This is a genomic window from Pelomonas sp. SE-A7, assembly GCF_030345705.1.
In the GTDB taxonomy this organism is placed as follows: domain Bacteria; phylum Pseudomonadota; class Gammaproteobacteria; order Burkholderiales; family Burkholderiaceae_C; genus JAUASW01.
Genome location: NZ_JAUASW010000001.1, coordinates 1172009 through 1184928, shown reverse-complemented (window position 1 = coordinate 1184928; position 12920 = coordinate 1172009). Strand labels below are relative to the sequence as shown.

Annotated in this window: 13 protein-coding genes; 8 read left to right on the top strand and 5 right to left on the bottom strand. The window is 67.8% G+C overall.

The genetic code is table 11. The annotated features are described in order from the left end of the window. Positions 1–24 precede the first annotated feature (24 nt). On the bottom strand, positions 25–1602 hold the full coding sequence (locus tag QT382_RS05275; RefSeq protein ID WP_289252992.1) for an ABC transporter substrate-binding protein: 1578 nt from the start codon (positions 1600–1602) through the stop codon (positions 25–27). A 178-nt stretch (positions 1603–1780) separates the two neighbouring features. Between QT382_RS05275 and ettA the strand changes: the two genes are divergently transcribed. From ettA to QT382_RS05255, 4 genes are all read left to right on the top strand, one after another. Continuing rightward, positions 1781–3445 (top strand): energy-dependent translational throttle protein EttA, encoded by a 1665-nt coding sequence (gene ettA, locus QT382_RS05270; RefSeq protein WP_289252991.1) that lies wholly within the window; start codon positions 1781–1783, stop codon positions 3443–3445. Between the two features lie 135 nt (positions 3446–3580). After that, positions 3581–4081 (top strand): Spy/CpxP family protein refolding chaperone, encoded by a 501-nt coding sequence (locus QT382_RS05265; RefSeq protein WP_289252990.1) that lies wholly within the window; start codon positions 3581–3583, stop codon positions 4079–4081. A gap of 96 nt (positions 4082–4177) precedes the next feature. Further along, entirely contained in the window at positions 4178–4885 is a 708-nt protein-coding gene (locus QT382_RS05260; protein ID WP_289252989.1) for a response regulator, read from the top strand. A 15-nt stretch (positions 4886–4900) separates the two neighbouring features. Beyond that, positions 4901–6262, top strand: coding sequence for a sensor histidine kinase (locus tag QT382_RS05255; protein WP_289252988.1), 1362 nt, complete (start codon positions 4901–4903; stop codon positions 6260–6262). Positions 6263–6277: 15 nt separating this feature from the next. Here the strand turns inward: QT382_RS05255 and QT382_RS05250 are convergent, their stop codons facing one another. Next, positions 6278–6688: a hypothetical protein gene (locus QT382_RS05250; RefSeq protein WP_289252987.1), complete on the bottom strand. Its 411-nt coding sequence runs from the start codon at positions 6686–6688 to the stop codon at positions 6278–6280. 233 nt (positions 6689–6921) lie between these two features. On the opposite strand from QT382_RS05250, the gene QT382_RS05245 reads away from it, so the two are divergent. From QT382_RS05245 to QT382_RS05235, 3 genes are read left to right on the top strand one after another with little or no spacing between them, the layout of a single operon-like run. Continuing rightward, a complete protein-coding gene (locus tag QT382_RS05245) occupies positions 6922–8517 on the top strand; it encodes a flavin monoamine oxidase family protein (RefSeq protein ID WP_289252986.1) in 1596 nt (531 codons plus the stop codon). A 3-nt stretch (positions 8518–8520) separates the two neighbouring features. Continuing rightward, positions 8521–8928: a c-type cytochrome gene (locus QT382_RS05240; RefSeq protein ID WP_289252985.1), complete on the top strand. Its 408-nt coding sequence runs from the start codon at positions 8521–8523 to the stop codon at positions 8926–8928. Continuing rightward, positions 8925–9434 (top strand): RidA family protein, encoded by a 510-nt coding sequence (locus QT382_RS05235; protein ID WP_289252984.1) that lies wholly within the window; start codon positions 8925–8927, stop codon positions 9432–9434. The genes QT382_RS05240 and QT382_RS05235 overlap by 4 nt, the downstream gene beginning before the upstream one ends. Here QT382_RS05235 and QT382_RS05230 read toward each other — a convergent pair. The 3 genes from QT382_RS05230 to trpS are packed head-to-tail and all read right to left on the bottom strand — an operon-like array spanning position 9424 to position 12241. Continuing rightward, a complete protein-coding gene (locus QT382_RS05230; RefSeq protein WP_289252983.1) occupies positions 9424–10797 on the bottom strand; it encodes an MATE family efflux transporter in 1374 nt (457 codons plus the stop codon). The two genes, QT382_RS05235 and QT382_RS05230, sit on opposite strands and share 11 nt — an antisense overlap. Further along, positions 10794–11216 carry a DUF3717 domain-containing protein gene (locus tag QT382_RS05225; protein WP_289252982.1) on the bottom strand — a complete coding sequence of 141 codons (423 nt, stop codon included), beginning with the start codon at positions 11214–11216 and terminating at the stop codon, positions 10794–10796. The genes QT382_RS05230 and QT382_RS05225 overlap by 4 nt, the downstream gene beginning before the upstream one ends. Before the next feature lie 8 nt (positions 11217–11224). Continuing rightward, positions 11225–12241: a tryptophan--tRNA ligase gene (trpS, locus tag QT382_RS05220; RefSeq protein WP_289252981.1), complete on the bottom strand. Its 1017-nt coding sequence runs from the start codon at positions 12239–12241 to the stop codon at positions 11225–11227. A 52-nt stretch (positions 12242–12293) separates the two neighbouring features. On the opposite strand from trpS, the gene purN reads away from it, so the two are divergent. Next, positions 12294–12920 carry a phosphoribosylglycinamide formyltransferase gene (purN, locus tag QT382_RS05215; RefSeq protein WP_289252980.1) on the top strand — a complete coding sequence of 209 codons (627 nt, stop codon included), beginning with the start codon at positions 12294–12296 and terminating at the stop codon, positions 12918–12920.

Below are 12920 nucleotides of genomic sequence, written 5' to 3'. Positions count from 1 at the left end.
GTGTAGGTTTGCGGCCTTACCCTTTCATGGCCGAGGGTTCACCGTCACCAGGTCCAGCGCCAGCCAGTTGTTGGCCGCATGGACCGGCGTGACACCCTGGCGCATCACCCACAGCGTGACCTGGCGGTGCAACGGCAGGATGGGCAGCAGCTCGCGGTAGGCCTGCAGCGCGGCCTTGACCAGGGGCTGGCGCTTGTCGGGGTTGACCTCCAGCGCCGAAGCGACTGCGAGCTGGTCGGCCTTGTCATAGCCCCACTGGCCGTAGTTGGCGTAGCCGATGCCGTCGGCCCCGCGCTTGCGCAGGATCTGGGAGAACATCACCTCGGCATCGTTGGCGCCGCCGCCCCAGCCAAACAGGTAGAGGCTGGTGTCCAGGTTCTCCAGCTTGGGGAACACCAGCGCGCGGGGCTGGGCATTGACCTTGACCTTGAGCTTGAGCTGCGACCACATGGAGGCCAAGGCGATGCAGATCTCCTCGTCATTGACGTAGCGGTTGTTCGGGCAATCCAGCGTGACCTCGAAGCCGTCCGGATAGCCGGCCTCCTGCATCAGCTTTCTCGCCGCCGCGAGGTCGAAGGGCAAGCGGGTCTCCAGCGCGGCGTCGTGGTAGGCGCCGATGGGAGAGGGCGTGAAGCCGCCGCTGGGATGCGACAGCCCGTTCATCAGCTTGGCCCGGATTGCCTCGATGTCGATCGCCTGGTACATGGCGCGGCGCACGCGCAGGTCCTTGAACGGATTGGTGTCGCCCGGCACCTTGCCGTAGAGCAGCTTGTCGCGGGCCTGGTCCATGCCGATGAAGATCATCCGGTTCTCCGGGCCTTCCATGACCTTGAAACCGGGCGTCTGACGCAGCCGCGTCACGTCGCGCGGGGCGGGGTCGAGCAGAAAGTCGATCTCGCCCGACAGCAGCGCGGCCAGGCGGGTCGCGTCATTGCCAATCGGCAGGTAGACGAACTCCTGCAGATTGCCCTGGAACTTGTTCCACCAGGCCGGGTTGCGCTTGTAGCTGGTGCGCGTGCCGGGTTCGCGCTTGACCAGCATGAACGGGCCCGTGCCATTGGCGTTGAGGCTGGCGTAGCTTTCTTCCTTGGCCTTGTAGTTCAGCGGCCGCGTGATCTTGTGCTCCTCGGCCCAGCGCTTGCTCATGATGAACAGGCCGGGCAGCAGCTCGACGAAGATGGGCGTGGGCTTGTCCTGCACGAACTCCACGGTCAGCGGGTCGATGGCCCGCGGGATGCCGACGGCCGAGGCATAGGCACGGAACGGCGAGTAGGCGTCGCGCAGCCGCTGCATGGAGAACACCACGTCGTCGGCGGTGAACGGCGTGCCGTCGTGGAACTTGACGCCGGCGCGCAGTTTCAGGCGCCAGGTGGTGGGCGAGGTCCGCGTCCATTCGGTGGCCAGGTTGGGCACCACACTCTGGTCGGGCAGGCGACGCGCCAGGCCTTCGTAGATCTGTCCATTCAGGGAATTGGTCAGGATCTCGTTCTGCGAATGCGGGTCCAGGGTCTGCAGGTCGCCCTGGCTGGACCAGCGCAGGGTCTGGGCAGCGGCCTGGGCGGCGAGCAGCAGGCTCAGGGTAAGGCAGGCTACGAGGCGCATGGCGGGCTCCGGTTCTGGGCTCGCGGGGCAGTGTAGGCAGGGGCCGGCGGCGCCAGGTCCGGGCAAACCCGGCCGATGCTGCGACAATACGCAGCTTCGCAATCCGCCCCGGCGCGGTTTGCCCCAGGCCGGCCCTGCCGCCTCCCCCAAGAATCTCTCCCGAACATCCAGGAAGCCCATGGCGCAATACGTCTTCTCGATGAACCGTGTCAACAAGACGGTTCCCCCGAAACGCCACATCCTCAAGGACATCTCGCTGTCCTTCTTCCCCGGCGCCAAGATCGGCGTGCTGGGCGTCAATGGCTCGGGCAAGTCCACCCTGCTCAAGATCATGGCCGGCGTCGACAAGGAGATCGAAGGCGAAGCCATCCCGATGCCGGGCATCAAGATCGGCTACCTGGAACAGGAGCCGCGCCTGAACCCGGACCAGACCGTGCGTGAAGCGGTCGAGGAAGGCATCGGCGGCGTGCTGGCCGCCAAGAAGCGCCTGGACGAGGTCTATGCGGCCTATGCCGAGCCGGATGCCGACTTCGACGCGCTGGCGGCCGAGCAGGGCGAGCTGGAGGCCATCATCGCCGCCGCCGGTTCCGAGAACACCGACCTGCAGCTGGAACTGGCCGCCGACGCCCTGAACCTGCCGCCCTGGGACGCCAACATCGGCGTGCTGTCCGGCGGCGAGAAGCGCCGCGTCGCCCTGTGCCGCCTGCTGCTTTCCAAGCCCGACATGCTGCTGCTGGACGAGCCGACCAACCACCTGGACGCCGAGTCGGTCGAGTGGCTGGAGCTGTTCCTGCAGCGCTTCCCCGGCACCGTCGTGGCCATCACCCACGATCGCTACTTCCTCGACAACGCTGCCGAATGGATCCTGGAACTGGACCGCGGCCATGGCATTCCCTGGAAGGGCAACTACTCCGAGTGGCTGGACCAGAAGGAACGCCGCCTGGAGCAGGAGCAGAAGAGCGAAGACGCCCGCATGAAGGCGATGAAGGAAGAACTCAAGTGGGTTCGTTCCAACGCCAAGGGCCGCCAGGCCAAGAGCAAGGCGCGTCTGGCCCGCTTCGAGGAACTGAGCGACGTCGAATATCAGCAGCGCAACGTCACCAACGAAATCTTCATCCCCGTGGCCGAGCGCCTGGGCAATGAGGTGATCGAGTTCGAAGGCGTCAGCAAGAGCTTCGGCGACCGTCTGCTGATCGACAACCTGTCGTTCAAGGTGCCGGCCGGCGCCATCGTCGGCATCATCGGCCCCAACGGCGCCGGCAAGTCCACGCTGTTCCGCATGCTGCAGGGCACGGAGACGCCGGACAGCGGCACGGTCAAGATCGGCAAGACGGCCAAGATGGCCTTCGTCGATCAGAGCCGCGCCAGCCTGGAGGCCGAGAAGACCGTGTGGGAAGACGTCTCGGGCGGCCTGGACAACATCACCGTCGGCAAGTTCGTGATGCCCAGCCGCGCCTATCTGGGCCGCTTCAACTTCAAGGGCAACGACCAGCAGAAGCTGGTGGGCAGCCTGTCCGGCGGTGAACGCGGCCGTCTGCACCTGGCCAAGACCCTGGCCCAGGGCGGCAACGTGCTGATGCTGGACGAGCCGTCCAACGACCTGGACGTTGAAACCCTGCGCGCGCTGGAAGAGGCGCTCTTGGAGTTCGCCGGCTCGGCCATGGTGATCTCCCACGACCGCTGGTTCCTGGACCGCATCTGCACCCACATCCTGGCCTGCGAGGGCGACTCGCAGTGGTTCTTCTTCGACGGCAACTTCCACGAGTACGAAGCCGACAAGAAGAAGCGCCTTGGCGAAGAAGGCGCCCGTCCGAAGCGCGTGCGTTTCAAGCCGATTCGCTAAGCCTCGCTGCTGTTCGAAGGCCGCCCACCCGGGCGGCCTTTTTTCTTGTTTACGGATCTTTACCACCAGGGCATGGCGGCGTTACGGTGGCGGTCGAACATTCGCTCACACCCACTCTGTATCGAGGAGCCTTCGATGAGCACCAAGACCCTGATCAAGCAATTCGCCCTGGCCGGCCTGCTGGGCCTGGCCGCCCTGGCCTCGCAAGCCCAGCCGATGGGACGCCATGGCGGCCCCGGCGCCGGTGGCCCGGGCCTGCTGCCCTTCGGCCGCATGGAGCAGGTGCTGGAAAGCGTGGACGCCACCGACGCCCAGCGCACCCAGATCCACAACATCATGAAGGCTGCGATGCAGGACCTGAAGGCCCAGCATGAGGCCGGCCGCAAGCTGCACGAGCAGGGCCTCGCCCTGTTCGCCGCGCCCAATATCGATGCCGCCGCCTTCGAGTCGCTGCGCCAGCAGATGCAGGCCCAGCACGAGGTTGCGAGCAAGCGCATGACGCAGGCCATGGTCGACGCGGCCCGCGTGCTGACGCCCGAGCAGCGCGCCAAGTTCGCCGAGAAGATGAAGAAGCGCCAGGCCCGCATGGCCGAGCACATGAAGGCCCGCGCCGCCGGTGCCAAGGCGGGCCAGTAAGCCTCTCGGGATCGGGCTATGCTCGGCCACCATTCCACCAGCCCCCTGCGGGGAGCCGGATCGGGGGCTTCCCGGTCCGGCACCACGCCTGACTGCATGAGCACGAAGCTGCTGCTGATCGACGACGACACCCGCCTGACCACCATGGTGGGCGACTACCTGAGCCACGCGGGTTTCGAGGTGGCCGTGGCCGGCTCGCTGGCCGCCGGCCGCGCGACCATCCACGATTCGCTGCCCGATCTGCTGGTGCTGGACCTGATGCTGCCCGATGGCGACGGCCTGGATTTCTGCCGCGAGCTCCGTGGCAATCCGCGGCTCAAGCGCCTGCCGGTACTGATGCTGTCGGCCCGTGGTGAACCGATGGACCGCATCCTGGGCCTGGAGCTGGGTGCCGACGACTACCTGCCCAAGCCCTTCGAACCGCGCGAGCTGCAGGCCCGCATCAAGGCCCTGCTGCGCCGCGCCGAGCCGGGCGCGGCCGATGACGAGGTGATGCGCTTCGGCCGCCTCGAGATCGACCTGGCCTCGCGCATGGCGCGGCTGGACGGCAAGCCCTGCGACCTGACCAGCCACCAGTTCGACCTGCTGGTCGTGCTGGCCCAGAGTCCCGGCCGCGTGCTGTCGCGCGACCAGATCATGGATGCGCTCAAGGGTCATCCGCTGGATGCCTTCGACCGCTCGATCGACGTCCACATCTCGCGCATCCGCGCCGTCATCGAGGACGACCCCAAGGCACCGCGGCGCGTGCTGACGGTGCGTGGCGCGGGCTATGTCTTTGCCCGCAAGCAAGACGCGGATGCGTGATCGGTCGCTGCGTCCATGAAGGCTCTTTATCTCCGTATCTACCTGACCGTCGTCCTGGTGCTGGCGGCCTTTGCCTTCGGCTCGGCCTGGTTGTTTCAGCACCAGATCGAGCAAGAGCGCGGCAATGCCGATGCGGCGGCCGGCGAGCGCCTGACCGCGATGGCGCTGCTGATCCACCGCGCCCTGCCACCGGCCAGCGCCCCCAAGGAAGACCAGGCCGCCTCGCTGCGCGAGTGGGGCCAGCGCCTGCGCATGGCCATTGCGCTGGAGGATGAGCAGGGGCGCCGCATCGGCGCTTCCGAAGCATTCCTCAGGCGCGAGGACGAGCCCGGCGCCCGCCGGCTCAACATCGACCTGGAGGACGGCCGAAGCCTGACCATCATCCGGCAGTTCCGTCCGCCCGGTTCCGTAGGTGCAGGTGGCGGGCCGGCCGGCGAGCGCGGCCAGCGGCCGCCGCAACGGCGCGACGAGACGCCGCTCAATGTCAACCCGTTCGGCCCGCGACTGGGTGGCGAAGGCCTGGCCCTGCTGCTGGTCCTGCTGTTCCTGGGCGTCGCGGCCGGCGCCTACCCGGTGGTGCGCCGCCTGACGCGCCGGCTGGAAGGCCTGCAACGCGGTGTCGAACGTTTCGGCGAAGGCAATCTCAGCCATCGCATCGATGACGACGGCAAGGATGAGGTGGCGCGTCTGGCCGAGAGCTTCAACCGCGCCGCCGGCCAGATCGAGGCCCTGGTGCGCTCGCACCAGAGCCTGTTGGCCAATGCCAGCCATGAGCTGCGCTCGCCGCTGGCGCGGCTGAAGATGGCGTTCTCGATGATCGAGGACGCGCCGCCGGCCCAGCGTGAAAGACTTCGCCGCGAGATCGAGACCAATATCGGCGAGCTGGACGCCCTGGTCGAGGAGGTGTTGCTGGCCAGCCGCCTGGAGGGCGGTGCCGGCGAACCACACAAGGATCCGGTCGACCTGCTGGGCGTGGCCGCGGAAGAGGCGGCCCATCTGGGCGCCCAGCTCGATGTCGAGAACGGCATGGCCGACCTGCGCGTCATGGGCGAGGAACGCCTGCTGCGCCGCGCCCTGCGCAACCTGCTGGAGAACGCTCGCCGCTACGGCGGCGGCGAGGTCATGCTGCAGCTGCACCGCTCGCTGCGCGAGGCGCAGCTGCGCGTGTGCGACCGCGGCCCCGGTGTGCCGCCGGACATGCGCGAACGCATCTTCGAGCCCTTCTTTCGCCTGCCCGGCCATGCCGAGCAGGCCGGTGGCGTGGGCTTGGGGCTCAGCCTGGTCAAGCAGATCGCGGCCCGCCACCGTGGCTCGGTGCACTGCGAGTCGCGCGAGGGCGGTGGCAGCTGCTTCGTGCTGACGCTGCCCCTGGCCTGAGCCGGCTGTAGCGGATCAGCGGCTTAGCAGCGCGACCTGCTGGCCGCCGCGGCGGACTTCATCGTCATCCAGCACGCGCAATTGCAGTGCGAAGTTCTGTGCATGGGGCTGGCCGCTGCAGTCCAGGCTGCGCAGCACGCGGCGGATTTCGTTGGCATAGGCCTTGGGCTTGCCCTCCACCAGGATCTCTTGCACCTCGCCGTTGGTGAGGTTGAAGTCGACCCGGAATTCACCCCCCATCTGCAGCTGTCGCCACTGGTAGGCGAGGCGGTCCTGCATCTGCTGCTCCAGCTGGGGGCAGGCCACGCGCACCGGCACGGCGCGGCCCTGAACTTCGATGCGCTTCAGGCCTGCTGAGGACTGCGCCGAAGCGGTGGCGGCAGCAAGGGTGAGGAAAGTAATGACGGCAAAGTGACGCGGCTCCATGTGGACCTCCTGGGTTGGGACGGGCGAAGCCTAGGGCTGTGTTCCGGGCGACGCCGGAGGTCAAACGACAGGCTGCAGAAAGGCCGGTACAGGCTGCGCGATCGGCGCGGTTTTCGATCGGCCGGCGATTGCGGAATACCCTCTGATGGGCGGTCAGTCACGGCGCTATGGTCTGTGGCTGTGCCCCGTTACCGGCCCATCGGCCGGAAGCTGCGGGGCGAGGAGGGCTGACGATGTCCCCTAGCTCCGCGAATCCGACCCGGCGCCAGTGGCTGCTGGCCCTGGGGCGCCATGCCGGCAGCGGCGCTGCCTACGCGGCCATGGCCGGGCTGGGGCTGGCCCATGCTTCACCTGCCGCCACTGAGTTTGCGCTGCAGGGGGCGCCCAAGGGCAAGCGGGTGTTGATCGTCGGTGCCGGCGTGGCCGGCATGGTGGCCGGCTATGAGCTGCAGAGGGCGGGCTACCAGGTCCAGTTGATCGAGTTCAACCAGCGCGCCGGCGGCCGCTGCTGGACCTTGCGCGGCGGCGACCGGTTCACCGAGCTGGGCGGTGCGACTCAGGTCTGCCGTTTCGACAAGGGCCAGTACCTGAACCCGGGCCCCTGGCGCATTCCGCATCACCACCATGGCCTGCTCTCTTATTGCCGGCGCTTCGGTGTGGAGCTGCAGCCCTTCATTCACGTCAACCACAACGCCTATCTGCACAGCCCGCGCCTGTTCGGGGGCAAGCCGCAACGTTTGCGCAGCATGCAGGCGGATGGACACGGCCATGTGTCCGAGCTGCTGGCCAAGGTTGTGGCACGCCACCAGCTGGACCAGGAGCTGAGCGTCGAGGATCGCGAGAAGCTGCGCGAGGCACTGCGCGAGTTCGGCGGCCTGGACAGAGAATTCCGCTACCGGCCCGGGCCCAACTACACGCTCAGGCGCGGCTTCGAGCCGCACGAGGGCCAGAACGTCTCGGCCGATCCGCCGGCCGAGCAGCCTGTAGGTCTGCATGAGCTGCTGGATGCCGGCCTCTGGGGCGCGCTGGCCCACAACGCCGAGTTCGATTTCCAGATGCCGCTGTTCCAGCCGGTCGGGGGCATGGACGCCGTGGCCCGCGCCCTGGCCAAGGCGGTGGGGCCGCGCATCCAGTACCGGACCCGGGTGCGCAGTATCGGCCAGGACGAGCAGGGCGTCAGTGTCGAGTGCGAGGACCTGGCCCGGCCCGGCTCGCCGGTGCGTACGCTCAAGGCCGACTACTGCGTGGTGGCGATTCCGCTGTCGGTGCTGTCACAGCTGGAGATCGCCGTCGGCCCGGCGCTGAAGGCGGCGATCTCGGCCTGTCCCTATGCGGCGGCGGCCAAGGTCGGCCTGCAGTTCAAGCGCCGTTTCTGGGAGCAGGACGAAGGCATCTATGGCGGCATCAGCTACACCGAACTTCCCAACCGCGTGATCGGCTATCCCAGCCACGAGATCCACAGCCGCAAGGGCGTGCTGCTGGGCGCCTATGCCTTCGGCCCGAACGCCTTCGAGTACACGGCGATGGCGCCCGAGCGGCGGCTGCGCGAAACCCTGGCCATGGTGGGCCAGGTCCATCCGCAGGCTGCGGCGGAGTTCGAGTGCGGCATTTCGGTGGGCTGGCACCGCTCGCCGTTCTCGCTGGGCTGCTTCGGCGAATGGGACGACGAGGCCCGGCGCGTCCATTACCCGGCGCTCTTGAAGATGGACGGCCGCATCGTGCTGGCCGGTGAGCATGCCTCGCTGCTGCCGGGCTGGCAGGAGGGGGCGGTGCTGTCGGCTCGGCATGCGATCACCGAATTGCACAGGCGCGCCAGCGCCCGGGGGTGAGCCATGAAGATTCGCCTTTGCGCCGTGTTGCTGCTGTCCACCCCGCTGGCCCAGGCGGACGACGCCCAGTTCTCGAATGGCTGGCGTTTCCAGCAGCGCGACGGGCCCAAGCTCTATGCCTCGATCTGCGCTGGCTGCCACATGCCGGACGGGCGCGGAGCGAGCGGCGCCGCCAGCTACCCGGCTTTGGCAGGCAATGGCAAGCTGGCCAGCAAGGAATTTGTCTTGCTGACCGTGCTGAACGGCCGCGGTGCCATGCCGGCCTTTGGCTGGCAGCTGGACGACGCCCAGATTGCCGCCGTATCCAGCCTGGTCCGGCAGCGCTTCGGCAAGCCGGACTACGAGGCGACTCGGCCTGAGGAGGTCAAGGCGCTGCGCCCCCAACATCCAGAACAGAAGGAGAAGCCATGAAGAGACCCATGATGATCCGCACCGCCCTGCTGACCGGCCTGCTGCTGGCGAGCCAGGCGATCAAGGCCGATACGGCGCCCGTCGTGCGGCACAAGATTCCCGGCTCCAACTTCCCGATTGCCAGCGCGGTCGAGGTGCCGGCCGGGCGCACCCTGGTCTTCCTCAGCGGTGCCGTGCCGCCGGTGGTGGACGACAAGGCGCCGGCCGGCTCTTTGGCAGCCTATGGCGATACCAAGTTGCAGACGCAAGGCACGCTGGCCGCGATAGAGCGAACGCTCAAGGGTCTGGGCCTGTCCATGGGCGACGTGATCAAGATGCAGGTCTTCCTGGTCGGCGATCCGGCCAAGGGAGGGCGCATGGATTTCGAAGGCTTCATGGCGGCCTACCGCGAGCATTTCGGCCATGCGGCCCAGCCCAATCTGCCTTCGCGCTCGGTGATGCAGGTGGCCGGCCTGGTCCTGCCGGGTTGGCTGGTCGAGATCGAGGTGACCGCGGTCAGGCCCTAGCCGACTCGGCGGCTTCCTGCCGGTGCACCCAGGCCAGCACGGCCGTCATGCCGGCGGCCGCGACGACCAGGCCGACCGTGGCCGCAGCCCAGAAACCCTGGGCGCCGGCCAGCGCCTCGACCGGCCGCGAGAAGGCCAGCCAATAGCCGCCCGCCATGCCCACGCCCCAGATGGCCAGGGCATAGACCACCATGGGCGCGGTGGCGATGCGGTACGAGCGCAGCACGAAGGCTGCCACGGTCTGGGCCGCATCGGCCGTGTGAAAGAACCAGAGCCAGACCAGCAGCGGCATGGCCGCGGCCACCACGGCGGCGTCGTTCGTATAGAGGCCGAGCACGCTCTGGCGGCCCAGCGCCAGCAGGCCGCCATTGACGGCGGCGAGGAGCACGGCCGTGATCAGGCCGTGCCAGCCGAGCCGAGCGGCATCGGCCGGGTCCCTAGCGCCTATGCGTTGCGCCACCAGGGTGGAGCTGGCATTGGCCAGGGCCAGCGGCATCATGAAGAGCAGCGACACCAGGTTCATCGCCAACTGATGGCCGGCCACGGCCGTGGCGCCCAGGCGTGCGATGAAGATGGCCATGAAGGTGAAGCCGCTGACCTCGATCACGATCGAGCAGCCCATGGGCACGCCCAGCTTCAGCAATTCGCACATCGCCGCCCAGCGTGGTCGGTGCAGGCCACGGCCTTCGTGCAGGCCGAACTTGGCATAGAACGGGTCGCGGCGCGTGATGCCCAGTGTGACGGCCACCTGAATCCACATCACCACCGAGGTGGCGATTCCGCAGCCAACCACGCCCAGTGCTGGTAGCCAGTCGCCGTGGCCGTGGATCAGCAGGGCCGTCAGCGGCAGCTTGAGCAGCAGAGCCGCCAGCTGCAGCAGCATCACCATCTTGGGCCGCGAGACGGCGGTGTTGAAGCCGCGGTAGGCGGTGAACACCAGGGCCGCAGGCAGGGCGGGCGCCAGGGCCAATAGATAGTGCCGGATCTTGGTCTCGACCTCGGGGCTGGTACGCGCGATCCACAGAAAAGGATCGGGCATCAACAGGACGGCCAGGCCGGGCAGGGACAGCATCAGCGCTGTCCAGACCGCCTGGTGCAATTCGTCACCGGCCTCGCGCAGCCGGCCGGCGCCGAAATGCTGGCCCGACAGCGGCATCACCGCCAGCACCACGCCCATCAGGCCTACGAAGACCGTCATGTAGACCGCTGCGCCAACCGCCAGCGAAGCCAGGTCGGTGGCCGAATAGCGGCCGACCAGCACGGTGTCTATGGTCGAGAAGGCCAACACAGCCAACTGGCCGATGAAGACCGGCCAGGCCAGCGGCAGGATGCGTGAAAGGCTGTGCCGGAACGGGCTGCTCAAGCGTCCGCCCCCCGCGACTCCAGCGCCCGCTCGGCATAGCGGTTGAAGCGCCAGGCGCTGGCTTCCAGCGTGATGCGCTGCCAGGTCTCGCGCTTCTCCACCGGCGTCAGCACCGGCCAGTTCTGCACCTCGTCGAAGCTGCGCCCACAGCCCTTGCAGACTTCGTCACCCTGGCTGGTGGAGCAGATGGCGATGCAGGGCGCGTCGGGCGTGCTCTCGTACCAGGCGAGCCAGGCCTGCATGGCCGCGGCCGGCATGGCTTCTTCTTCGACGCAGCGGCTGTGTTCGTAGGCCATGCGGCCATAGACCTCGGCCAAGGCCAGTACCTCGGCGCAGGCTTGCACGCCGTCTAGGCTGGGGCGGCGCTCGCGCCACCAGTTGATGGCCGCCTCGATGTCGATGAGGTGCAGGCGGGCCACGGCGATCTTCAGTAGCTCAGGCCGATCGCGCCGCGGACTTCGCGCAGCGTCTTGCGTGCGACCGCACGCGCGCGCTCGGTGCCGACCTCGACGATCCAGTGCACCTTTTTCGGATCGGCCAGCAACTCCTCGGCGCGTTCGCGCCAGGGCGCCTGCTCCTTCTGGATTGCTTCGATCAGGGGGCGCTTGCAGTCCAGGCAGCCTATCGAGGCGGTGCGGCAGCCTTGCTCAAGCTCGACCCTCGTGTCCAGGCTGGAATAGACCTGGTGCAGCGGCCAGACCGGGCAGCGCGACGGATCACCTGCGTCGCTGCGGCGCACCCGCTGCGGGTCGGTGGGCATGGTGTTGATCTTGGACTCGACCAGCTCGGGCGCGTCGCGCATGGCGATGGCATTGCCGGCGCTCTTGCTCATCTTCTGGCCGTCCAGGCCGGTCAGGCGCGAGGTCTCGGTCAGCAGGGCCTGGGGTTCCGGCAGTACCGGCTGCTCGCCGCAATAGATGCGGTTGAAGCGGCGCGCGACCTCGCGGGTGATCTCGACGTGGGCGGTCTGGTCCTCGCCGACCGGCACGCCCGAGGCCTTGTAGAGCAGGATGTCGGCGGCCTGCAGCAGCGGGTAGCCGAGGAAGCCGTAGGTGGCGAGCTCGCGGTTCTTGTCGACCTGGTCCTTGTAGCTGGGAATGCGTTCCAGCCAGGAGGAGGGCGTGCTCATGGCGAGCAGGGTGAACAGCTCGGCATGCTCGGGCATGCGGCTTTGGATGAAGAGCGTGGCCTGTTCGGCGTCTATGCCGGCGGCCAGCCAGTCCACCACCATGTCGTAGACGTGGTGTTCGAGGTTCTCGCGTTGCTGGTAATGCGTGGTCAGCGCATGCCAGTCGGCGACGAAGAAGAAGCAGTCATGGGTCTGCTGCAGGCGCAGCCAGTTCTTCAGGGCGCCGTGGTAATGGCCCAGGTGCAGGGCTCCGGTCGGACGCATGCCCGAGAGCACGCGCTCGCGGGACTGGCTGGGGGTGGCTGACTCGGTCATGAAGGGAGGCGGCTGAGGGTCGCGAATTGTAGGCAGCTACACTGCTGCCCGCATGAAACGCATCGTCATTCTGATCTCGGGCCGAGGCTCCAACATGGAGGCCATCGTCAAGGCCCATGCACAGGAAGCCTGGCAGGCCGAGATCGCCGCCGTGATCAGCAACCGGCCCGATTCCGCCGGCCTGAAGTTCGCCGCCGAGCATGGTGTGGCGACGGCCGTGGTGGATCACAAGGCCTATCCCAGCCGCGAGGCCTTTGATGCCGAGCTGCAGCGCGTGATCGATGGCTTTGCGCCCGATCTGGTGGTGCTGGCCGGCTTCATGCGCATCCTGACACCGGGCTTCACCCGCCACTACGAAGGCCGGATGCTGAACATCCATCCCTCGCTGCTGCCGGCCTTCACCGGCCTGCACACGCATGAGCGGGCCATCGAGGCTGGCTGCCGCTTCGCCGGTGCGACGGTGCACTTCGTCACCGCCGAGCTGGACCATGGCGCCATCGTGGCGCAGGCCGTCGTGCCGGTGCTGGATGGTGACGATGCGTCCAAGCTGGCCGCCCGTGTGCTGGTTCAGGAGCACCGCATGTATCCGCGCGCCGTGCGCTGGTTCATCGAGGGCCAGTTGCGGATCGAGGGCGAGCGTGTCGTCCAGCTCGCCGGCGAATCGCAGTCTTTCAGCTGA

What these genes read in the sequence shown, in the direction of transcription:
- QT382_RS05275 (WP_289252992.1), bottom strand. Translation starts at nt 1,602, where the DNA reads ATGCGCCTCGTAGCCTGCCTTACCCTGAGCCTGCTGCTCGCCGCCCAG.
- ettA (WP_289252991.1), top strand. Translation starts at nt 1,781, where the DNA reads ATGGCGCAATACGTCTTCTCGATGAACCGTGTCAACAAGACGGTTCCC.
- QT382_RS05265 (WP_289252990.1), top strand. Translation starts at nt 3,581, where the DNA reads ATGAGCACCAAGACCCTGATCAAGCAATTCGCCCTGGCCGGCCTGCTG.
- QT382_RS05260 (WP_289252989.1), top strand. Translation starts at nt 4,178, where the DNA reads ATGAGCACGAAGCTGCTGCTGATCGACGACGACACCCGCCTGACCACC.
- QT382_RS05255 (WP_289252988.1), top strand. Translation starts at nt 4,901, where the DNA reads ATGAAGGCTCTTTATCTCCGTATCTACCTGACCGTCGTCCTGGTGCTG.
- QT382_RS05250 (WP_289252987.1), bottom strand. Translation starts at nt 6,688, where the DNA reads ATGGAGCCGCGTCACTTTGCCGTCATTACTTTCCTCACCCTTGCTGCC.
- QT382_RS05245 (WP_289252986.1), top strand. Translation starts at nt 6,922, where the DNA reads ATGTCCCCTAGCTCCGCGAATCCGACCCGGCGCCAGTGGCTGCTGGCC.
- QT382_RS05240 (WP_289252985.1), top strand. Translation starts at nt 8,521, where the DNA reads ATGAAGATTCGCCTTTGCGCCGTGTTGCTGCTGTCCACCCCGCTGGCC.
- QT382_RS05235 (WP_289252984.1), top strand. Translation starts at nt 8,925, where the DNA reads ATGAAGAGACCCATGATGATCCGCACCGCCCTGCTGACCGGCCTGCTG.
- trpS (WP_289252981.1), bottom strand. Translation starts at nt 12,241, where the DNA reads ATGACCGAGTCAGCCACCCCCAGCCAGTCCCGCGAGCGCGTGCTCTCG.
- purN (WP_289252980.1), top strand. Translation starts at nt 12,294, where the DNA reads ATGAAACGCATCGTCATTCTGATCTCGGGCCGAGGCTCCAACATGGAG.